The organism is Archangium violaceum, from assembly GCF_016859125.1.
In the GTDB taxonomy this organism is placed as follows: domain Bacteria; phylum Myxococcota; class Myxococcia; order Myxococcales; family Myxococcaceae; genus Archangium; species Archangium violaceum_A.
On record NZ_CP069338.1, the window covers coordinates 11,505,404 to 11,518,861 of the forward strand.

Consider the following 13,458-nt stretch of genomic DNA (forward strand, 5'->3'; position numbering starts at 1 on the left):
AGCTGTAGCACCCGGGGCCGACATGTCGCGCCGGAGGCCGGATTACCGGCTCCGGCGCGATTCCCCCCTCCGCGCGCCACTAGCGGCAGGCGCGGCGGTAGTAGATCTCCACCTTCGCGCCCGGCGCGGGAGCGGAGGAGAAGACAACGCTGTTCGTAACGGCGTCATAGGTCCAGCCGCTCGTCGTCGGAGCGCCATTCACGGTCACGGTGATGCTGCCCGCGTCTGGCTGCTCGCTGAGCGGGAAGCGGTCCTGGGCGGAGAAGGCCTTGTTGGCCACGGCACGCAGCAGGGGCGCGTAGTCGGCCGAGCACACGGAGAGCACTTCTCCACCCGTGCGGGTCGCGGCCTCGGCGTAGCGCGTGCCGGCACCACCCGAGGTGGGGCAGCCCGCGGCCGTGGGCGCGATGGCGTAGATGGTCATGCGCTGCGGCTGGTACTCGCCCTTGCGCGTCTGGAGGAAGCGCACGTAGGTGTCCACGCTGTCGGGCGAGTGATCGTCCTCGTCGCCCATGAAGACGACCACCAGTGCCGCCTCGTCGCGCAGGAAGCCCATGTTGCCGTCGTTCCGCTCGGGCGTGCGCGGATCGTCCGCGCCGTTGACGAGCGGAGGCGACAGGGCCCGCCGCACGGCCTCGAAGCCCTGCTCCACCGCGGCGCACTGGCCCACGTTCACGTTCTGCTGGAGCACCGACGCCAGCCCCGGCGTGTTCTGGGTGAGGATGCGCGGCCGGCTGCCGTCCACCGGGAAGAAGCGGCCCGCTTCACCGCCCTTCGCCCCGCCCGGACAGGCGTCGGTGGCGGCGTCGATGCCGGTGGTGGTGACGGCCACGTGCAGGTCCACGCCCTTGGCCAACGCCGCGTCCGCGAAGGCGGGCATGGCCGACACGATGCGCGGCTGCTCCTCCACCATGGACGCGGTGTTGTCCACCACGAAGAGGACGTCCACCTTGGAGCCGTCCTGCTGGATGAACGTGTCCGTCTTGTCCGCGCGCTTGGAGGACTCGCCAATGAGCGGGACGAGCACCGGCGCGGGCAGATCCGACGTGTCCACGTAGAGCGGCGACAGGTTCAACCCGAACACCTGGGCCTCGTAGCCCACCTCCACGGTGAAGGCATCGCCCGGAGCCAGCGTGAAGGACGTGCCCGGCGCGTCCATCAATGAGAACTCCCCATCCGTCGTGCCCGCGCCGATCCGCACGCCGGACACCAACACCGGCTCCCGGCAGGCGTTGATGTAGTTCACCTCGCGAGGAGCCGGCGGGCAGTCCGGACGCGCCAGGCCGTAGTCCACGAAGCGGGGCGAGGCCACCAGGCACGTGGCCTGCGAGTGGGCCGCCAACGGCACCAGCATCAGCGGGTTGGAGGGATCCGCCTGCTCGAACTGCAACGCGCCCGTGAAGTCACCTCCCCCCGCGGGCGAGAGGAAGGCCACCATGAGGCTGAAGTAGTCCCCCGGCCAGATGACGAGGCCATCCAGCTCACCACCGGGCAGGCTGAACACCCCGCCCCCATCGTCGCGCAGGCGGATGTTCTTCACCGCGCACAGGTCCGAGCCGGTGTTCGCCACCTTCACGCCCAGCACCGCGCCATACCCGGGCGCCACCGTCCCGAAGTCCACCGCCGCCGGCGTGATGGCCACCTGACAGGGAGCGTGCCTCTCCGCGGTGCCCGTGAAGTCCAGCTCCGTGGTTCCTCCCGAGTACACGTCCGTGTTCATCAACAGCCGGCCCGCCGCGGCGCCCTCGCGCGAGGGCTCGTAGAAGACCTTGAAGCTCACCTCCTCGCCGGGCAGCAGCCGGTGCGGCAGCGTCATCGGCGACACGTTGAACTGGACATCCGAGTCCGGGTGCCCGTCCAGCGAGTGGAACTCGAGCGCGTAGAGGGTGAGCGGGCCACCGTTGGAGGCGCCGCAGTTCTTCACGTTGACGACCACCGCCGTCTTCGAGCCGATCGGCTGGCGCCCGAAGTCATGGGTGAGCGGCGACACGCACAGCTCCGCCGCGCCGCCGAACCCTTGCAGTTTCACGTCCGTCGTGGGGTGGCGCTTGCTCTCCACGCGGAAGGAGGCCTGGTCCTCGGCCGGCCCCATGTGGCCCGGGCTGTAGCGCATCTCCCAGGAGCGCTTCTCTCCGGGCGCCAGCACCAGCGGGAGCCCCGAGGGCCCATGGCTGAAGGACGCGTCCTTGCCCGCCAGGTTGAGCTCCGTCACCGTCATGGGCTCCGTGCTGATGTTGTGCAGGCGCGCCAGCAGGACGCGGTCCTTGTCCACGGGAATGGAGCCGAAGTCGAGCAGCGGCGGCTCGGCCACCACGGCCTGCTCCAGCGCCTCGGCGGCCACCTGCACCGCCACGTCCGAGCAGCCCCGGCACGGCGACACCGCCAGCGCCACCTGCTTGCCACCCACCCGCCCCGGCGAGAAGGTGATGGGCAACTCGCGCTGCTCCCCCGGCCCCAGCGACAGCGGCTCCGCGGAGAACTCGTCCTTGTCCGCGCCCACCAGCTTCGGCGTCACCTCCACCCGCATGTCCGTGGGGTTGGTGACGGTGACGGTGAGCGTCTTGGCGGAGTCGGCCTCGATGCGCCCGAAGTCCAGCTTCCGCGGCGTCACGCGCGCCCACGCGTCCACGCCCATTCCCTGCAGCGGGACCCGGATCAACGGCTCCTTCTTCGAGTCCGAGCGCACCACCAGCGTGGCCGGCAGCGACCCTTCTCCCCGCGGGGTGAAGCGCACACGCAACGCGCAATCACCGCCCGGCACGAGCGAGTGCGGACCCTCGTGGGTGAAGTCCACCTGCCAGGCCCCCGCGGGACCCTCCACCCAGGCCTCGTCCACGATGATGCGGGAGCGGCCCACGTTGCGCAGCACGACCTCTGCCTCGCGCCCGTCGAAGACCGCCACCCGCTGAAAATCCACCCCTCCCGGCGTCGCCGTCAACCTTCCATCGGCGATAGCGGGGCGGTCGCGATCGGCACACCCCGTCAACACTCCCAGCACCGCGAGGACCCACAGCCCCCAGCGACTGCTCATGGCTCCCATTCCCCTTCCCCAACACCCCTGCGCCCACCCATCCCGGAACCCACACGAGGAGCCCCGTGGGATCAGGATGCGAAGCTAGGCACCCACCGTGGGGGGGGCAACGTCCACCCCTGGTCCTTTTTCCGGCATTCGAACACACCTCCGCCTTCCATACGTGGCGCTGTCCGTTTCCAGTCGGAACACGGACGCTCGCCTCCCGTGGCACGGCACGTCACTTGCGTTTCCCTCGAGAGAGGAAACGCAACGGAAGGAGAGCGTCATGAACGAGCGACAGATGCGCGACTGGATGAAGGAGAACCTTGGCCGGCTGAAGACACTGCGGGATGAGATCCGCGTGGACATCCACCTGGCCGGCATGGACGCCAAGGACAAGTGGAAGGAGTTGGAGCCCGTGGTGCGCGACGCGGAGAAGCTCGCCGACGAGGTGTCGGACGTCTCGCGCCGGGCCATGGAGGAGCTGGTGGAGAAGTTCCGCGGCTTCCGCGAGTCGGTCCGCCAGCATCGGCCGGGCGGGCAGGCCTGAGTCCCACGCAATCCCCGCGGGAAGTCGCCCGGCCCCCGCAGGCCCTGCACCATGAAGGAGTGGCCCGCGGTGCTGCAATCCCTGGAGGGACGAGCCGGACGCCGGCTCGCCTCCAGGCTCCTGGCCGACCCCTTGGAGCGCATACGCTCCATCCCCTTCCGAGACGCGGGCCACGGCCATGACGTCTTCGGGTACCCACCACCCGGTGGACTGGGACGCCGGACGCTGAACGGCGGACGGTCCGGACGACATCCCCGCAAAGAAAGCGGCGAAGTCCGCCAGATGCGGTAAGCCATGGGCTCCACGCCCCCCGGGGCCGCGGAGGGACTGCATGACGCCGGAGTCGCAGCAGAAACGTGAGCCGCGCCACTTCTCGATGATTCGCACCTTCACGCCCGCGGACTTCGTCACGTTGGGCAATGCCTTCTCGGGCGCGGGCGCCATCCTGTCGCAGATGCAGTACCTGGCCACCGGGATGCCCCACTGGCTGTGGCTCGCCTTCGGGTTGATGCCGCTGGCCTTCATCCTCGACGCCCTGGACGGACGCATCGCGCGCTGGCGCTTCCAGTCCTCGCCGCTCGGGGCGGACCTGGACTCCCTGTCGGATGTCATCTCCTTCGGCATGGCCCCCGCGGCGCTCGCCTTCGCCATGGGCATGCGCGGCGGGCTGGACGTGGCGGTGCTGCTCTACTTCGTGGGCTGCGGCATCAGCCGTCTGGCGCGCTTCAACGTCACCGCGGCCAGCCTCTCGGACGGGACGGGCAAGGTGAAGTACTTCGAGGGCACCCCCATCCCCACCAGCCTGGCCCTGGTGATGGTGCTCGCCTTCTTCTTCTGGAAGGGCCGCACCGGGGATGAGCTCCCCTTCGGCGTGTGGCACCTGGGCGCCTTCGACATGCACCCGCTGGTGCTCATCTACTTCGCCAGCGGCAGCGCGATGATCAGCAAGACGCTGCGCATCCCCAAGTTCTGAGCGACTTCGAGTTCCGAGCTACCGGATGGTGGGCCACCACTTGCGCCGGGTGAGCGCCTGGGAGGTACCGATCCCCGCCGCGAGCGCTCCCACGCGCAGCGCCGTCTGCACCAGGGTGGCCGTACCGGAGGTGTAGTCCTGCGCGGCCAGCGCCAGCACGGTGCGGAAGGCCAGCACTCCCGGCACGAGCGGGATGAAGCCGGGGATGACGAAGATGCTGGTGGGCATGCGCAGCACGTACGAGATGGGCTCGGACAGGAGCACGATGGCGAACCCCGCGAGGAACATGGCGCCCTCGGGAGGCATGGCCGGTGCGAGCAGCGCGGAGCCACCGCGCACGGCGTAGCCCACCGCCCCCACGAGGGCACACGGCAGCAGCGCCCGGCGGGGCACGTCGAAGAGCACCGCGAAGCCGACGGTGGCGGCGAGCGCGAAGAGGATGGCGAGCACGAGCGGCGGCGGCGCGTTGGTGGAGAGCGCCAGATCGAGGCCGGAGACGAGCAGCACCACGTACAGTCCCGCTCCGACGACCGCGACGACGAGCGCGGCGGAGGTCGCCCGCGACAGGCCGGAGAGGGTGTCCCCGCGGAACAGGTCGGCCACGGAGCTGACCATGAGGACCCCCGGCACCAGGAGGAGCACCGAGGCGGCCAGGGCGAGCCCTGGCTCGGGCGTTCCCAGCACGCGCGCCCCCATCAGCCCGAGGCCCGCGGCCAACAACGTCACCAGGAACGTCATCGCCAGCCGGCCCATCTGCAGGCAGCCCAGCCACTCACGCAACGCCTGCCCCGCGCCGGACGCCACGCCCGCCACCCCGGCGTCGATGGCATTACCGCCAAAGAGGAGCGCGAAGCAGGCGCAGGCCATGCCCACGGCCAGGACCGTGAGGACATCTCCGAAGCGCCTGGGCGCGCGGGCGATCCGCTCCAGCTCTTCACGCAGCTGCGCCCGGCTCAGCTCACCCGAGCCCGCGCGCTCGGCGAGCGCGTTGACGGCGGCGACGCGGTTCAGGTCGATGCCCGTCTTCAACACGCGCACGATGCGGGTGCGGTGCAGCTCGCGGGCAAGGGCCGTGGTCACGATGCCGGTGGGCGTGGCGAACACGTCCAGCCGCTCGGCGCCCAGGGCGGTGCCGAAGCGGATGACGGTCTCCTCCACCCGGGCCATGTTGGCGCCGTTCTCCAGCATGATCTGCCCGGCGCGAAGCGCCACGGCGAGCACTTCTCCGAGCTCCTGGTTTCCGAGGGGATGCGCGTCCATACCGGGGGGTTACTTGCCGAGCGGCCGGGTGTTGGTGACGTGGAGCCCCGCGTCCGTGGCGTAGACGAACACCTCGCTGGCGGGAGGGATGTCGATGGCGCCGCGCCGGTCTCCACCGCCGAGCGCGAAGTCCACCTCGACGCATGGTGGACCCGGGACCTCTACCACTTCATCCCGGTTCCGTGTGGAAGCGCCTACCCCACTCTTCCCCCATTGTCGCCGAGAAGCCGCTCCGGAAGTTGCTCGGGCGCCTCAATCATCGCGCTGGACGTCCACGTACAGCGGCCCGCCTTCCGGGTGGAAGGCCACCTCCAGGATCCACCCGTCGCGCTCCCAGGTGAGGACGGTGTCTCCCATCACCTCCTCGACCTCGCTCGGACCCTGGAACGCGGCCTCGAAGACCTGGCGCGTCGTCAGCCGCGAGGCCGGCACGGTCTGCTGAGGCAGGACGATCTGCCCCGAAAAGGACTGCCAGGGCAGACGCGTGGACGTGAGCCCCTCCTCGGGCCGTTGCAACGCGATGCGGAAGGACTCCACCTCCCGCTCCGCCGGAACATCGACGCGCAGGCCCCACGCGGGATAGGCCCAACACCCCCGCTTGAGCTTCTCGCGCCACGAGGCCGGTGCACCCAGTACCTCCCGAACACGGCTCCCAGGCTCTCCCAACCGGATGCCGCACAGGCTCGGGCGCGTCAGATCCAACACCAGCTTCTCGGGTCGCTCGGGCCTCGGCCAACCCCGGAAGACGATCGCTTCCACCAGGCCCATCACTGCTCGCCGAGCTGAGCCCGGCCCTCCTCGGCGCCCTCGAAGTGGATGCGCGCGCGATCCATCACGTACTCCACCGCGCGCACGTGCAGCGCCGTCTCCGCCACCGACCGGGCCGCCGCGCGCTCCTCCTTCAGCGACCGCTCCACCTCGTCCCGCGTCATCCCCAGTTCCGCCGCCACCCGGTCGAGCAGCCCGTGGATGTCCGCCTCCTCCAGCTTCAGCCCCTCCTGCTCGATGAGCGCCTTGAGCCCCAGCGAGACGCGCAACCGCCGCTCGGCCTCCATACGCTGGGCGCCATCGGCCAGCCAGGCCTGGAGATCGGCCTCCTGGTCCTCGGCGGGCACTCCCTTGAGGGAGAGGATGCGGCCCTCGGTCCGGCCCCACAGCCGGCGGATCTCCTCGTCGATGAGCGAGGCGGGCAGTTGCACCTGGGTGCGCTCGGCCACCTCGTCCAACACCCGCTGCTCGGCTTCGAGCCACAGGTCGTTGGTGAGCTGCTCCTCGAGCTCTCCGGCGATGGAGGTCATCACCTCATCCAACGTCTTCCCCCGCCCCAGGCGCGCGAGGAACTCCGGGCTCTCCTCTTCCGGCAACGTCAGCTCCCAGGCCGCCTTGATTCCCACCAGGAACTGCCCCTCCACGCCCCGGAGCCCCTCGGCCGGGTAGTCCGCGGGGAACGTCACCGGCAGCCGCACGAACTCCCCCACCTTCTGCCCCACCAACCCCTCGAAGAGGCCGGGCAGCGCCGGGCGCGGAGCCACCTCGGTCCGCAGGTCGCTCCGCACGCTGAAGGGGATGAGCTTCCCGTGGGCGAAGCCGAGGATGTCCAGCACCACCTCGTCCCCCATGGCCACCGCCTCGCCCGCCTGCCGCTCCCGGTGCTCGGCCAGCTCCCGGCGCAGCTCATGGAAACGCTCCAGCAGCGCGTCCTGGGTGATGTCCGGAGCGCGAGGCACCGTCACCTCGAGGCCCTCCAGCGAGGGGGCCTTCACCGGGGGCAGCGCCACCTCCTCGGAAGAGAGCGCTCGCACCAGCGCGCTCTGCTCCACCATCCTCCGCAGGTTGGCCTCTTCCATCGAGACGGCGGGGCGCGACTCGGGCTTCTTCTCCATGAACGTAGGATCTCCGATGCGATTCCGGGCCCAGCAAAGCAAAAGGCCCGTGGCAGTGCCACGGGCCTTCGCGAGAGCCAGAGAGAGGGAAGGCTCAGCCGAACAGGCCACCCACGAAGCTGGACACCACCGAGACCGCCGCGCCCACCTGACTGACAACGGGGATGTTGGTGGCCGCCGCGACGGAGCCGACCGCGGTGATGACGCTCGTCACCTTGGCGGTGGTGCTCGCATCCGGGTTGGCCAGGGTGGTCGCCGCCATGGTGACGTCCATCGCCGCGACGGCGACGTTCACACCCGGGGCGAAGCGGGCCGCCGCACGGCCCAGCGTACTGGCACCGGAGTGGAGGGCGGCGTTGGTGGCCGCACGCGCCGCACCGCTGGCGGCGGCGCGGAGCTCGGCCCGGGCGGCGGCGCGGGTGCCCGTGCCCATGAGGGTCCGGATCGCGCCCTCTCCACCCTTCACCGCGGTGGAGATGGCGCTCTCGGCGGCGCGAACCCCGCCGCTGTTGATGAGCCGGGAGGCCCCCGAGCGGATGCCATTCTGGAGCGCGTCCACCGAGGAGGACGCGGCGGCGTGGGCGGCCGAGCGCAGCGCACTCGACGACACGTTCGGAGCCGCGGCCCGGAAGGCGGTCTCGGCGGCGCGGAAGGCCCCGCGGTAGGTGTGCGCCGTCTTGGCGCTGAACACCGCGCCCGCGGCGGCGGCGATGTTGCGCGGCACGCCAATGCCCGACGTCACGGCCTGCAGGACGTTGCCCGTGGTGGGGTTCTCCCGCGCCTTACCGAAATCACGGGCCGCCTGGTACATGGCGAACGGGACGGCCGCGACCGAGCCGAAGGCGTTGAGCCGGTTGAGCCCGAGCGACAGGTTCGGCGGGGTCTTCTGGAACATGCCCGAGATGCCCGACGGCACCTGGATGGCGCTGGCGACGTTGTTGGAGTCCTTGACCTTCTTGTCGACGAACTCGGACGACAGGCCATGCCCGCTCCGCTGCGTACGGGCCGTGGTCCCCGACGTCGGCGTGGGCGTGGGGCGGGCCGTCTGCGTCGGACGGGCCGTCGGCGTGGCCTGGGGCCTGCGCTCCGGCGTGGGCCTGGGGCGAGGACGAGGCGGGGTGTCTCCGACGCGAGGAGCCATCGAATTCTCCAGAAATGAAGCGTTCGCCCCATTATCGAGCCAGTCCGGCCCGAGTTGCTCGCGGACCCGCGTTTCTTCAGGCTTCACGAAGAGTCACGAGCCGTTCCTCCCGAGGTGAACCCCCGTTTTCACTTCGTAGAGAAGGCGTGGCTGCCGAAGGTGGGCGTATGTTGCGCCACCTCCAGGAGGGACAGGACGAAGATGGAGTACAGGAAGGTAGCGACCGCGCTCACGATCGCGGGCTCGGACAGTGGTGGTGGAGCGGGAATCCAGGCGGATCTGCGGACCTTCGCCTTCCATCGGGTCCACGGGACCAGCGCCCTGACGGCGCTCACGGCCCAGAACACGCAGGGCGTCACCCGGGTGGACGTCATGCCCCCGGACTCGGTGGCGGCGCAGATCGACGCGGTGGCCTCGGACATCGGCATGGGCGCCGCGAAGACCGGCATGCTCGTCAACCGGGAGATCATCGCCCGGGTGGCGGAGCGGGTGAGGGCGCTCGGAATCACCCCGCTCGTCGTGGATCCGGTCATGGTGTCGCGGGCGGGCTCGCGGCTCATCGATGACGAGGCGGTGGCGGCCCTGAGGGAGCAGCTCCTCCCCCTGGCGACCCTCGTCACCCCCAACCGGCACGAGGCGCAGCTCCTCGCGGGGCTGGAGATCCAGACGCTGGAGGACATGCGGGAGGCCGCGCGCCGCGTCCACCGGTTGGGACCGAAGGCGGTGCTCGTCAAGGGAGGCGCCATGCCGGGGGCCCTGCGAGGCACCGACGTCTGGTTCGACGGCGAGCGACTGGAGACACTGCACCTGGCCTCGGTGGAGACGCGCAATACACACGGCACCGGGTGCACGCTGTCCGCGGCCATCGCCGCCAACCTGGCCCTGGGGCATGGGCTGCTCGAGGCCACCCGGCTTGGCAAGGAATACGTCACCCGGGCGCTCCAACACCCGCTCGCCGTGGGCCGGGGCAATGGGCCCATCGGGCACTTCTTTCCACTGCTCGGCGCATGAATCACGCCCGAGGTGTAGGCGCGGCTACCCGGACTCCGAGCGTACAGACTTGGATATCCGCCGGGGTGGGCCGATGATGCACCAGGGATTCCCCCCGGGACGGGTTAGCATGAGAACACGATGAGCAAAGCCGCCTCGGGTCGACGACCGGACACCACACAGGGTCGAACCCGCTCACGTGCGCTCGTGGCGGAACGAGCGCTCGAAGCCAGCAACCGTCTGCTCCGGGCGCTCGCCGAGTCTCAATCGGAGTTCATCCAGGGCAGCGGCGACGCGCACCACCTGTTCGACAAGCTGCTCACCGTACTGCTCGAGCTGACGGAGAGCGAGTACGGCTTCATCGGCGAAGTCCTCCACGACCCGGAGGGCAGGCCCTACCTGCGCAACCACTCCATCAGCAACGTCGAGTGGACGGACGAGCTGCGGGAGCTGCGCGACCTGGACACGATCTTCGGCAGCGTGCTCACCACCGGGGAGCCCGTCATCGCCAACGAGCCCGCGGAGGGCCCGCGCCGGGGAGGCTTCCCCAACGGCCACCCGCCCCTGAGGACCTTCCTCGGCCTGCCCTTCAAATCCGGGGGCGAGCTGGTGGGCATGGTGGGCATCGCCAACCGCCCTGATGGCTACGGCCCCGAGCTCGTCGAGTTCCTCCGGCCCTTCCTCACCACCTGCTGCAGCATCATCATGGGGTGGCGCAGCGAGCAGCAGCGGCGTCGCACCGAGGTGTTGCTGCGCCAGCGGGAGGAGGAGCTCCAGCGCCACCGCGACCAGCTGGAGAAGATCCTCCACAACGGCACCGCGGAGCTGCTCCAGACGACCGTGGCGCTGGAGGAGCGACAGGCGCAGCTGCTCCACTCCGAGCGGATGGCCTCCCTGGGGCAGCTCGTGGCCGGCATCGCCCATGAGATCAACAACCCCCTGGGCTACATCACCAGCAACCTGAGCACGCTCACCCAGTACCTCTCCGTCTTCATGGAGCTGCTCGAGCTCTACCGCGAGCTCGCGGCGACCCTGGGGCCGGAACAGCAGCAGGGGCCCGTCCCCGAGCTGCTCGCCCGCATCCAGTCCATCCAGCAGAAGGAGGACCTCGACTACCTCCTGGGTGACGTGAACGATCTGCTCCGCGACTCGCGCGAGGGCGCCCACCGCGTGGCGGACATCGTTCAGAGCCTGAAGGCCTTCGTGCGCGAGGACTCCGGACAGCCGGAGCTGGTCGACGTGAACAAGGAGCTGGCGACCACGCTCAAGGTGGTGTGGAACCAGCTCAAGTACCGGACCGAGGTGCGGTGCGACTACGGGCCGGTGCCACCCATCCTCGGCCGCCCCGCCCAGCTCAACCAGGTCTTCACCCACCTGCTGCTCAACGCCGTGCAGGCCATCCCGGAGCGCGGGGTCATCCAGATCTCCACCCTGCGCGAGGGCAACGAGGTCCTGGTGCGCATCTCCGACACGGGACAGGGCATGACGAGAGAGGTCCTCGCCAGGCTCTTCACCCCGTTCTTCACCACCAAGCCTCCAGGCAAGGGCACCGGGCTGGGCCTGTCCATCAGCTACGGCATCATGTCGCGCCACAACGGCCGCATCGAGGTGAGGAGCCAGTACGGACAGGGAAGCACCTTCACGCTCCGCTTCCCCATCGCCCAGGATCTCTGACGGGCAGCGGGCCCTCCCGGCGTCACATTCGGGACGAGCGGCCTCTCTCTACATGCTCGCAGCGTGACCCACACGCCCCGTGAAGAATGAAAAAAAGAAGCAACACGAAACGTGTCACTTGCGATATTCTAATGGCCGCTTTTCTCGGCCCGTGAGACCGGAGGCTCTCGCATGTGGATTGAGACCATCGTCATGCCCCGCGAAGAGCCCGCCGAGTATCGCCCCGCCCCGCGGCGAGACCGATCGGCCGTCTATTCGGCGGCGTGCGCCGAGGGAGAACAGTTCCGGGACTCCGTCCTGAGCTACCTCCAATCCCATCAGTTGATGGACGCGGTGAAATGGGTGAGCGATCCCGGCCTCATTCCCATGGTGACACTCCACTGCACCTCCAGTGTGCTGGAGCAGTTGCAGAAGGAGCCGCGCTTCGAGGCGGGCCGCTCCCTGATGGTCGCGGTCTACTGAAGGACTCGCCCTACCCGCCCCCACATCGATCGAGCGATGTGGTGTGAGCCAGGGCCAGGGCCCGCGGCCGCTCCCGGGGCAGGCCGCCGAGCGAGACGAGCGAGGTTCTGTTATTCAAAGAATCCATGACGGACACGCTCAGATACGTTCCGGACGCCAACCTGGATGCCACGCTGGTCTCGCCGGCCTCGCGGACCGGAGACGTCTCCGTACCGCGAAACGTCCCGGTGGCCGCCTCCGCCCGGCGCAGCACGGTGCTCCCCCGGATCGAGTGGAACGGGGATCGCCCCGACGTGGTGCCCTTCGAGCGTGAGCGCTTCGAGGAGGTCCGCCAGCTGGGACAGGGCGGCATGGGCGAGGTGGTGCTGCTCAAGGACAACGACATCGAGCGGATGGTGGCCCTCAAGCGCCTGCCCGAGGGGTCCGATCTGGATCGCGTGCTCCGGTTCGTGGAGGAGATCCGCACCGCCGGGCAGTTGGATCATCCGAACATCGTCCCGGTGCACGACGTCGGCATCGACCACCTCGGCCGGTACTACTTCGTGATGAAGCACCTCCAGGGCGACACGCTCGAGTCCATCATCGAGAAGCTCCGCCAGGGAGACGCCGCCACGCACGCGCGCTTCACCTTCCCCGTCCGGGTACAGGTCTTCATGGGGGTGCTCAACGCGCTGGCGTACGCGCACCGCAAGGGCTTCATCCACCGGGACATCAAGCCCGCCAACATCATGGTGGGGCCCTATGGCGAGGTCACCGTGATGGACTGGGGCCTGGCCCGGCGCCCCCACCAGCCGGATGCCGTGGCCCGCACCGCGACGTCGACGAACACCCCGAAGAGCCTGCGCGAGGCCGTGTCGCTGCAGACCCAGACGGGCGCCGTGGTGGGCACACCGCTCTACATGTCGCCCGAGCAGGCCCGCGGCCAGCACGACGCGGTGGACGTGCGCAGTGACACCTACAGCCTGAGCGTCGTGTTCCACGAGTTCCTCTTCCTGCGTCACTACCTGGAGGGACGTGAGTCGCTGGCCGAGGTGCTCGCGGGAGTGGAGAAGGAAGGGCCCAACGCCTTCACCCTCGGCGCGAACCCGCACCAGCCCCCCGTCCCCGCGGAGCTGCGGTGGTTCGTCCACAAGGGACTCGCGAAGGACCCGGCCCAGCGCCACCAGTCGGTCGACGAGATGATGCGGCAGCTCCAGGATGTCATGGAGGGGCGCATCGAGGTGCAGTGCCAGCGGACCCTCATCAAGCGCGGGTTCCACGAGGCCCTCCGCTCGGTGGACAAGCACCCGCTCGCCATCATGGCCGGGACCACGGCGGCCGTGGGGGTGGTACTCGCCTCGCTCGCCCACCTACTGATGGTCCTACTGGGCTGACACGGAGCGTTAAGGACCCGCGGGTGTAACGCCAGGGGATTTCGGGTAGATTTCCGCTCTCGGGCGCCGTTGCCGCACAACCCAGGGTCCAGCTCCATGTCTTCCCTCCCTCAAGGCTCAGCCCCGGTCTCCCGGGAGC

12 protein-coding genes are annotated in these 13,458 nt (G+C 69.6%); 6 read left to right on the forward strand and 6 right to left on the reverse strand.

Annotated elements, in window-relative coordinates; genetic code table 11:
• Positions 1 to 79: 79 nt before the first annotated feature.
• Positions 80 to 3,031 carry a choice-of-anchor D domain-containing protein gene (locus tag JQX13_RS48520; RefSeq protein WP_203406179.1) on the reverse strand — a complete coding sequence of 984 codons (2,952 nt, stop codon included), beginning with the start codon at positions 3,029 to 3,031 and terminating at the stop codon, positions 80 to 82.
• Between the two features lie 268 nt (positions 3,032 to 3,299).
• Between JQX13_RS48520 and JQX13_RS48525 the strand changes: the two genes are divergently transcribed.
• Both JQX13_RS48525 and JQX13_RS48530 read left to right on the forward strand, forming a co-directional pair.
• Positions 3,300 to 3,563 carry a hypothetical protein gene (locus tag JQX13_RS48525; protein WP_203406180.1) on the forward strand — a complete coding sequence of 88 codons (264 nt, stop codon included), beginning with the start codon at positions 3,300 to 3,302 and terminating at the stop codon, positions 3,561 to 3,563.
• A 331-nt stretch (positions 3,564 to 3,894) separates the two neighbouring features.
• On the forward strand, positions 3,895 to 4,536 hold the full coding sequence (locus JQX13_RS48530) for a CDP-alcohol phosphatidyltransferase family protein (RefSeq protein WP_203406181.1): 642 nt from the start codon (positions 3,895 to 3,897) through the stop codon (positions 4,534 to 4,536).
• A gap of 18 nt (positions 4,537 to 4,554) precedes the next feature.
• On the opposite strand, the gene JQX13_RS48535 is transcribed toward JQX13_RS48530, so the two are convergent.
• The 5 genes from JQX13_RS48535 to JQX13_RS48550 all read right to left on the reverse strand — a co-directional run bounded on the left by JQX13_RS48535 (position 4,555) and on the right by JQX13_RS48550 (position 8,820).
• On the reverse strand, positions 4,555 to 5,796 hold the full coding sequence (locus JQX13_RS48535; RefSeq protein WP_203406182.1) for a threonine/serine ThrE exporter family protein: 1,242 nt from the start codon (positions 5,794 to 5,796) through the stop codon (positions 4,555 to 4,557).
• A gap of 9 nt (positions 5,797 to 5,805) precedes the next feature.
• Positions 5,806 to 5,931 (reverse strand): hypothetical protein, encoded by a 126-nt coding sequence (locus tag JQX13_RS55765; RefSeq protein ID WP_275424953.1) that lies wholly within the window; start codon positions 5,929 to 5,931, stop codon positions 5,806 to 5,808.
• 117 nt (positions 5,932 to 6,048) lie between these two features.
• Positions 6,049 to 6,564: a hypothetical protein gene (locus tag JQX13_RS48540; protein WP_203406183.1), complete on the reverse strand. Its 516-nt coding sequence runs from the start codon at positions 6,562 to 6,564 to the stop codon at positions 6,049 to 6,051.
• Positions 6,564 to 7,679: an FKBP-type peptidyl-prolyl cis-trans isomerase gene (locus JQX13_RS48545; protein WP_203406184.1), complete on the reverse strand. Its 1,116-nt coding sequence runs from the start codon at positions 7,677 to 7,679 to the stop codon at positions 6,564 to 6,566. The genes JQX13_RS48540 and JQX13_RS48545 overlap by 1 nt, the downstream gene beginning before the upstream one ends.
• Before the next feature lie 94 nt (positions 7,680 to 7,773).
• Entirely contained in the window at positions 7,774 to 8,820 is a 1,047-nt protein-coding gene (locus JQX13_RS48550) for a hypothetical protein (RefSeq protein ID WP_203406185.1), read from the reverse strand.
• Between the two features lie 201 nt (positions 8,821 to 9,021).
• Here JQX13_RS48550 and thiD point away from each other — a divergent pair, with 201 nt between their 5' ends.
• From thiD to JQX13_RS48570, 4 genes are all read left to right on the forward strand, one after another.
• On the forward strand, positions 9,022 to 9,831 hold the full coding sequence (thiD, locus tag JQX13_RS48555) for a bifunctional hydroxymethylpyrimidine kinase/phosphomethylpyrimidine kinase (protein WP_203406186.1): 810 nt from the start codon (positions 9,022 to 9,024) through the stop codon (positions 9,829 to 9,831).
• Positions 9,832 to 10,017: 186 nt separating this feature from the next.
• Entirely contained in the window at positions 10,018 to 11,484 is a 1,467-nt protein-coding gene (locus JQX13_RS48560; RefSeq protein WP_203406187.1) for an ATP-binding protein, read from the forward strand.
• A 171-nt stretch (positions 11,485 to 11,655) separates the two neighbouring features.
• Entirely contained in the window at positions 11,656 to 11,946 is a 291-nt protein-coding gene (locus JQX13_RS48565; protein ID WP_203406188.1) for a hypothetical protein, read from the forward strand.
• Between the two features lie 125 nt (positions 11,947 to 12,071).
• Positions 12,072 to 13,319, forward strand: coding sequence for a serine/threonine-protein kinase (locus JQX13_RS48570; protein WP_203406189.1), 1,248 nt, complete (start codon positions 12,072 to 12,074; stop codon positions 13,317 to 13,319).
• Positions 13,320 to 13,458: the final 139 nt, after the last annotated feature.